A 7,951-nucleotide genomic window follows, 5' to 3' on the forward strand; every position below is an offset into this window, starting at 1 on the left:
GTATTTTTCTCAGGAACAGGGAATTGACTTTGCCTTAAAAAAGTATGACCTTGATGCTATCCTCTTTCCTTCGTATATAGGCTCAACAATATGTGCTAAAGCTGGTTATCCTTCCATATCTATACCTGCTGGATATATGAAAAATGGAAGACCCTTTGGAGTGACTTTGGCAAGTACTGCTTTTAGTGAAGGTGTATTAATCAAAATAGCTTGCTCTTTTGAGCAGGCTACAAAGCATCGAAGAAGCCCGAATTTTGCAAAATATTAACAAAATTTATTCAACGGGTGCGTTAGTTCACCAAGCTAAAGTAGCAATCATAATAATTATCTTGATCTTCCGCAATCGGGCGCATATCCGGAATAAGGATTAGCATCCTTTTTTGCATGAAAGGGCCATTTAGTTGAAGAAGAGTTTGAATTTTTTTGAAATTCTTATGATAAAATTAGTTTGGGATTAGATACAGGAAGGGAGTTTAATATGGACAAGTACAAGATAATTTTATTTGATTTAGATGGAACACTTTCAGACCCAAAAGTAGGTATAACTAAATCGGTTCAATATGCATTACAGAAAATGGACATTGTAGAGCCTGATACAGATAAACTTGAATGTTTTATTGGTCCACCACTACAAGTTTCATTTGCTGAATATTACAATTTTGCTGAAGAAAATACAAAAAAAGCAATTGATTTTTATAGGGAAAGGTTTAAGGAAAAAGGTATGTTTGAAAATGAGTTATATTCAAATATACCTTTACTATTAAAATCATTAAAAGAACAACAATATACTTTAGTTGTTGCAACTTCAAAGCCTACTGTATTTTCTGAACAAATACTAAAGTATTTTAATATTGACCAGTATTTCGAACTTGTTGTTGGAAGTAATCTTGATGGAACAAGAACATCAAAAACTGAAATTATTCAATATATACTAGATAAATACAAAGAACATAAGCAGGATGACTTTATTATGATTGGTGACCGTAAGCATGATGTTATTGGAGCAAACAATGTCGGTATTAACTCTATTGGAGTAACTTATGGATATGGTTCATTTGAAGAATTAAGTGACTCTAACCCTACATATATTGTCAATAGTGTTGGCGAGATAAAAGATATTTTAATAGCGAGTAAAGTCGAATAAATGACGACATTCATTATTCAGCTAAAGGGCACATTTCATAAATAATAATGAGATGTGCTTTTTAGTATTATTCGATAATGGGGAAAATAATAACATATAATTGTATAAAAATATGTTATTATGAATAATTATACAATTTATTTAAATATAAAATGTAAGAGGAGGATTAGAATGTCTAATAAAGCACTAATACAAAAAATAGAAGAATTATCAATGAATGCTTTACCAGCACTTCAAACGCTAATGTATGATGGATGGATATTACGTTTTTCCGAAGGATATACAAAAAGAGCAAATTCAATCAATCCTATTTATTCCTCAAGTGAAGATTTTAAAAGGAAGATAGAGAATAATGAAAAATTGTATCGTGAAAGCAATTTAAAGGTTGTTTATAAAATGACACCACTAGTTGGTGGTTCAAGCAATTTAGATAGCGTCCTAGAAAATTCTGAATACACTCTTGCGGGTGAAACAAGTGTTCAATTATTGCCGATATTAGAAATTGATAAAACAATAGTAACAAATGTTGTTATTTATAATAAGTTGCATGAAAATTGGTTTCATAATTTTTGTATTTTAAACAATATAAGTGAAAACCACCAACTAACGTTAAAGAAAATGCTAGAAAATATTGTTCCTACCACTTGCTTTATTTTATTAATTGATGATAATTCAGTCGTAGCTTGTGGCCTGGGTGTTTTAGAAGATGAATACATAGGATTGTTTGATATTGTAACGCATGAAAAATCTAGGAACAAAGGTTATGGAGCCAAATTAATTAGATATTTGATACATTGGGGTAAAGAAAATGGGGCTAAGAATGCCTATCTTCAAGTTGAATTAAATAATATTCCTGCATTAAACCTTTATTATAAATTGGGATTTAAAGAACAATACAGATATTGGTATAGAGTTAAAAAATAAAGGTGTGATCTTCAGCAATCGGGCGCGATTGTTGAAGATCATTAGTCTAATTCCTCGGTAAAAATGCGGAGGAATTAGACTTTTTTTATCTCCCAAAATCCTACGTTGCAAATCCTTTTTCCTTGACATTACTCCGTTGGTAAGGCAATAAGCGGTAAATCTTGTGTCAATCGCTGGTAAAAAACATGGCAGAAGTGGTACATTCTTATGGCCGTAATCAGTTTTCGGCTTTCACATTAAAAGTTATCTTCTTTGTTTCCTTTGGTATTTGAACCCAGGTTCCTTTTTTGGGGGAATTAGTGTCAAAGCTAGTTATGCTAGGTTGGGTTGGAACAACCTTTTGATTCCCGACCGGTTGTAATGCTGTTAAGAGACTTAATACAAGATACGACTTCAAAATCATCAATGGGACTCACCTCAAAAATTAGTGTTTCCCGTTTTGGTATTTGTATTTGCTTGTTCCACTAACTGGTGCAAGAGTGAAATAAGGAGGTTGCTTGCGATAACTTCTTTTCTTCTTCAGCTAACGGGGCAGGTTACTTCAATAAGGATATGTTAAAATATAGTAAAAATGATGATTGAAATGGAGACCCCTTATGACCTGTGTTTGCCATAATTATAGCGATTTAGATTTACAAAGAAATGACATTTCAAAGAGAATAAAAGAAAGTAAATCATTAAAAAAACAGCTAAAAACAATTGTTAAATCTAAAAATAGTGAAGAAAAACTATATCAATGTGATATATGTAATCAATTTTGGCAAGGAAGTTTTGCGTGGAATTTTGGAAATGGAGAGTATTTGTTTAAAGTGCCGTTTACTGAAATGGTTGAATGGGAGAACGAACATTATATAGCACCAGATAAAATTTTAATTTATTTAGCACTTATGGAACGGTATTTAAAAGAAAATGCCTTTAGAACATCAAATCAAGTGTGTAAAAAAGAAAACTGTAATAACAAATCACTTGAGGGTGTTAATTTTTGTTTGGAACACCATATTAAATCCCTTCAAAATATCGGGAATTTACCAAAAGAACCTCAAGGGAAACTATTTCCTCCTTATGATGGAATATTTAACAAATACAAATTACATTTTAGTCAGACAATTAGGAATTTTTGCTGATAATTAAAAGGTCCTGCTTGTTCAACTAACGGGTGCTTGAGTGAAAGAAGGTACACTGTTCCAACCCGCATTTTTCTTACTGTTTTACGGGGGACAATTTGGGGACAAATTTGGGCAAACTGTTCCCAATAGTTGACCAAACTTTATTGACATTAAAAATATATAGACACAATATGTCGGATAATGGACTTGAAATAAGAGAAATTGGATTATGGATAATTCTAGACAGAAGAACTAAACTTCCTTTAACTGCAGGTAAGCCTGATTTAAACCAACTTGATATGCTTATTTTAAAAAATAAAATAGATCATTGGAAAAAAGAAGTTAGGCTATTAGGGTATAGACCTGTTATTCATATTAATTATGTAAAATAAGGTTGTTTGTTAAATAGTAAGCTAACCAGCGTCATGTGTTGCCACTTACACTCAACGTATGTGGAGTGCTGCGTGTTGCTAAAATTACGTTAAATGATGGCAGACGGTAGCGAGAATCTGTAAAAGATCCTCGCAGTACCGTCTGCTTTAATTTTAATTCGTTCCACAGAAGATGTAATAATTCAGCTGTAAGAAATCAACTTTAGATCGTTTGCTGAATTACCCCATTTATTTATGAAATTTGCCACAGAGTATTTCTTGACTGAACGACAGGAATCATAACTGCCTTATTAAGTTTAGAGGTCAAGCCGGTAAAATCAATCAATATTGCCCTGAAAAGATTAGGACATTTACACTTTTTTGTGCTTATTCATATATATATTGTGTCTTATTATTCTGAAATTGGGAAACTAAAATTTGAATATTGAAAGGGGCAAAAGTGTGGCAACCCAAAATACTTTTGATTTTATCGTGATTGGGGCTGGAACTGCTGGGGGGGTGATAGCGAAAAAATTATCGGATGAAGGAACTTCTGTACTAGTCCTAGAACCTGGAACAAATATGGTTAAAGAGCTAAGCAGCCCTTCTGGTGCAATATCTGGTATTTTAGCAACTGATAATAGGCATTCATTTAATATGATGACAAATGCAGAAGCGAATATTGGTAATCAGCAACTTCGAGTATCGAGTGGCAGAGCGATAGGAGGAAGCTCAGAGCATAATGCAATGTATGCTGTACGTGGAAGTATTGAACTCTATGATGAGTGGGCACGTCTCGTTGGATCTCAATGGAGTTACGACAATGTTAGTTCTTTATTCATAGAGAATGAAACGTACACAGGTAAGACACAAGAACCGGAAGAACGAGGAAGAAAAGGCCCCATTTTTGTAAGACAACAGATCATTCCTAAGGGTGGGCTTACAGTAACATTGGCTAAAGCAACAGCAGATGTCTTAAATATTCCTATTGTTGAAGACTATAATACAGGTATAAGAGATTGTACATTTTACAAATCACAGTTTTTAAATAAAAAAGTGAATGGACAGTTCGTTCGTTCATCTACTGCAACAGGATATCTGAATAATAAGATTGTTACACAAGGGAATGAATTCCACCCGGATGAGGTTGGAGTTGGCAGCAGAATGTTAGTCATTTTAACAAAAACAACCGTGAATAAAATTCTATTTGAAGAAGATGGAAGATATCAGGTTGCAGTGGGCGTTGAATTTGTAAGAAACGGCAAATCAAATATTGCTCATGCTATAAAAGGTATCATTGTTTGTGCAGGTAATTTTTCCTCCGTTATTTTACAACGTTCTGGAATTGGGAACCCGGATGATCTGGCTAGAGCAGGAATTGAAACATTAATTGACAGTCCAAATGTCGGGCACAACTTTCAATCTCATTTTACCGTTGGAATGGGAGTAGAAGTAGAAACAAAACGGATTTTAGAGCTCATGTCTGCTGACCCTTCTAATCCATTTCCACTGGGGGCTTTTAAAGGAGATGGCAGCAGAGGAGGCCGTCGCCTGCAATTATATGGCTCTCCGACACCTTCGTTTCTTCCGGCTCCAGATGTATTGGCTAATCATTGGGGGTTTAATCCTGCAAAACTGAGTAATATAATGAGCATTGGCATTTTTGACCTTAACCCATCAAGCAGGGGTACAATCACGGTTGCACACAGTGACCCTGAGGCCTATCCATCCATAGACCTTAATCCACTTGGAGATCCAGATGACTTGGATTTTATGGTAAAACAGTATTTTGAGACTTACAACATTATGAAGAAGGCTCGTGAACTCGATCCTGAAGGCATCTACAAGGTTGTATACCCTCCTGAAAATGTTTTCGAAATAAGAAATGAGGAAGAACAGCGTAAACAATTAGAAAGTTATGCCAAAGCCTCTTATCGAAATCTCGCTCATTTTGGAGGTCAATGCAGGATGGCCAAAAGTATTCGAGACGGCGTAACAGATGGATATCTGAATGTCTTTGGTACCAGAAATCTGAAAGTCGCTGATCTATCCATCTCCCCTATTTTACCAGACGGTAACACTTCAATGCCTTCTCAAATGATTGGTTTAAATGCGGTCAGATTTATTCTTGAAGAAGAATTTCCCTTATAATGGTTAGCTAAAAAAAATTATTATTAACAATAAAAAACCACTGACTAATATTTGTAGCGAGTGGTTTTTGCTATTGATATAGATTAGTTTAAAATATTAACCCACTAGATTATTCTTCTCTTACTACATCACGTGCAATCATGATTTCCTCATAGATTTTGAAGTAATTAAAAAACTCAACAGCACCCCATGTGTTGCCACATACACTCTGGTTATGTGGATTGTGTAACCACTGTTTAAAAGCGATGCATATAGAATTTGCATCGCTTTTGTTATTAGAGTCATCAAGTCAATTACATATCATTGACTGCTAACAGCATGCTAACATTTTGCTAACGAAAAATAATAAATCGCATTAAAACCAGGTTAAAGATGTTACACATAGTACTTGTAGAAAGTTGATTTTACGTGGTTTGTTTCTAATATGGTTAAATATATTACAGTTTGAAACTATATGGGCGGTATGATGTAATAATACATACAAATAGATGCCCCCTTTTTTATTTGGAGGCACCCTGTTTCTTTGATCACATTCTGACCACGAAACATATAGAACTGTATATTATTCAGGTATTTGGTTTATTGTTTCATATTTCGGAACTGAACTAAGGAAAATTCAGCGCGTCTAGTTTAGCTTTTTAATCATTTATTAAAATAATCTTAGGCTGAAATTTCATGAGTAAAAGAAAAATACACTTAAACTTAAACCCCTTGCTACATGTGTTTTTGCGCGGTAAATATCCGTGCCGATTTCGTGCCGAAATAAATTTATTCTGTATTATAATCTATTTATAAGAAATTGCTTTATATCAAGGTTTATCCGTATTTTTTATAAATTATTTAGTTCAATTAAAGCAAAATTAATCAAGTTTGAGATGGAGGGTTCTATTGGTTAAATCTCTAAAAATGCTGTTATAGCAACGTTTTAGGGGTGATCATAAAACAAAGAAAATCTAGTGTGCCGATTTAAATTTTCTTTGCTGTGTAGGAGGCGAACTTTTTGAGTTCGTCTTCTTCAATTTTTTCGGTAATATCTAAATAAGTATCGGCTGTTGTTTTAATGGTTTTATGACCCAAACGTTGTGATACGAATTTAATACTTGTCCCAGATTCAAGCAGCAATAACGCATGTGTCTGTCTAAATCCGTGCGTACCTTTGTATTCAACACCTGCCTTTTATACAGTAGTCTTGGATAAAATAGCAGTTTTGAATAGGTGCGAAACCTCTCGGAAATTTGTAAAAAAGATGGGTGGAATGATGTAATAATGGACAATGGTGCCGTTTCGCCCAAAAGAGAGAATCTGTCCCTTAACTAAAATTATCGTTTATTATCGCTACTTTTATTATGAAAAAAGTTTTGAGCTCACCATGAAATTACGCTTCAAAGGAGAGAGTTATAAGTACATCCACTAATGTTTCCTAGAAGGAGCATAAAAATGAGGCTTAACGACTTACTTCCACACATGGTTTCAATATTTAGGATTTTATATTTTGGTGAACACTATTACATCTATACAGCTTTCTATATTCAGCACACCAGACATGTGGAGTGTACAGTGTTGCTAAAATTGAAGGGGCAAGATTAAGTAACTATGCCCCTGATATTTATTAAACTTTATGAATTATTTCTCAAAGAAAGGCTGTATAGATACTAATATTAATACAATGTTTTCAAGCTGTTCTTATTGAACAAACGGGCAGTTTAGTTGAACAAGAAGATGCTAAAATAACAATAAGAAATCTTTTTTAGGGGGTACAAATATGAACTTTAGCAAACAGTGTTCTGTCGAGTTGGAAGAGTTGGGTGGAGGACATCGCCGTTATGAAAATTTATATTTTACTTTGGAAGAAATTAAACTGCTACCTGAGATAATACAGCGTTTTAACTTTATTGATGATTTAGTAATTAGTCCTTTCCATATTACTGATAATTCAGTTATGGAGGCTTATTGGTGTACCCTCTCTATTAAGATTGTGGATGTTGTTCAAGATAAATATAATGTACTACTAAGTGAGGCAGGTAAAAGCAGACTGGAAGAAATAGAAAACCAATATATTGAACAATGGGACTATACATATTATGAAATTCTAAAAGAGGATATCCAAGGATTTATAGAGAGTTTACGTCGATATATCTCTTATATGGAAAGAAGAGAAATTTTATTGAGAGAAGAATATGATATGCCTAATCATAATGAACAGGGTATATATTATGAAATATGGTAGGTACTTGTTAAACTACCATGAAAATAAA

At 33.7% G+C, this 7,951-nt stretch carries 7 protein-coding genes and 1 pseudogene; 7 read left to right on the forward strand and 1 reads right to left on the reverse strand.

The features are described 5' to 3' along the window. The 6 genes and pseudogenes from J7E67_RS25700 to J7E67_RS25725 form a co-directional block, all read left to right on the forward strand. Positions 1-268, forward strand: a pseudogene (locus J7E67_RS25700) (amidase); the annotation flags it as partial. A gap of 210 nt (positions 269-478) precedes the next feature. Continuing rightward, a complete protein-coding gene (locus tag J7E67_RS25705; protein WP_214733081.1) occupies positions 479-1,144 on the forward strand; it encodes an HAD family hydrolase in 666 nt (221 codons plus the stop codon). Between the two features lie 171 nt (positions 1,145-1,315). Then, on the forward strand, positions 1,316-2,068 hold the full coding sequence (locus J7E67_RS25710; RefSeq protein WP_214733082.1) for a GNAT family N-acetyltransferase: 753 nt from the start codon (positions 1,316-1,318) through the stop codon (positions 2,066-2,068). Positions 2,069-2,664: 596 nt separating this feature from the next. Next, positions 2,665-3,192, forward strand: coding sequence for a hypothetical protein (locus J7E67_RS25715; RefSeq protein WP_214733083.1), 528 nt, complete (start codon positions 2,665-2,667; stop codon positions 3,190-3,192). A gap of 98 nt (positions 3,193-3,290) precedes the next feature. Next, positions 3,291-3,566 (forward strand): hypothetical protein, encoded by a 276-nt coding sequence (locus J7E67_RS25720; protein ID WP_214733084.1) that lies wholly within the window; start codon positions 3,291-3,293, stop codon positions 3,564-3,566. Between the two features lie 441 nt (positions 3,567-4,007). Beyond that, entirely contained in the window at positions 4,008-5,696 is a 1,689-nt protein-coding gene (locus J7E67_RS25725; RefSeq protein WP_214733085.1) for a GMC family oxidoreductase, read from the forward strand. Positions 5,697-6,662: 966 nt separating this feature from the next. Here J7E67_RS25725 and J7E67_RS25730 read toward each other — a convergent pair. Next, positions 6,663-6,818 (reverse strand): recombinase XerC, encoded by a 156-nt coding sequence (locus J7E67_RS25730; protein ID WP_214733086.1) that lies wholly within the window; start codon positions 6,816-6,818, stop codon positions 6,663-6,665. 640 nt (positions 6,819-7,458) lie between these two features. On the opposite strand from J7E67_RS25730, the gene J7E67_RS25735 reads away from it, so the two are divergent. Next, complete coding sequence (locus tag J7E67_RS25735; RefSeq protein WP_214733087.1) at positions 7,459-7,923, forward strand: hypothetical protein; 465 nt, start codon at positions 7,459-7,461, stop codon at positions 7,921-7,923. The last annotated feature ends 28 nt before the right edge of the window (positions 7,924-7,951 follow it).

The organism is Bacillus sp. ISL-46 (assembly GCF_018613205.1).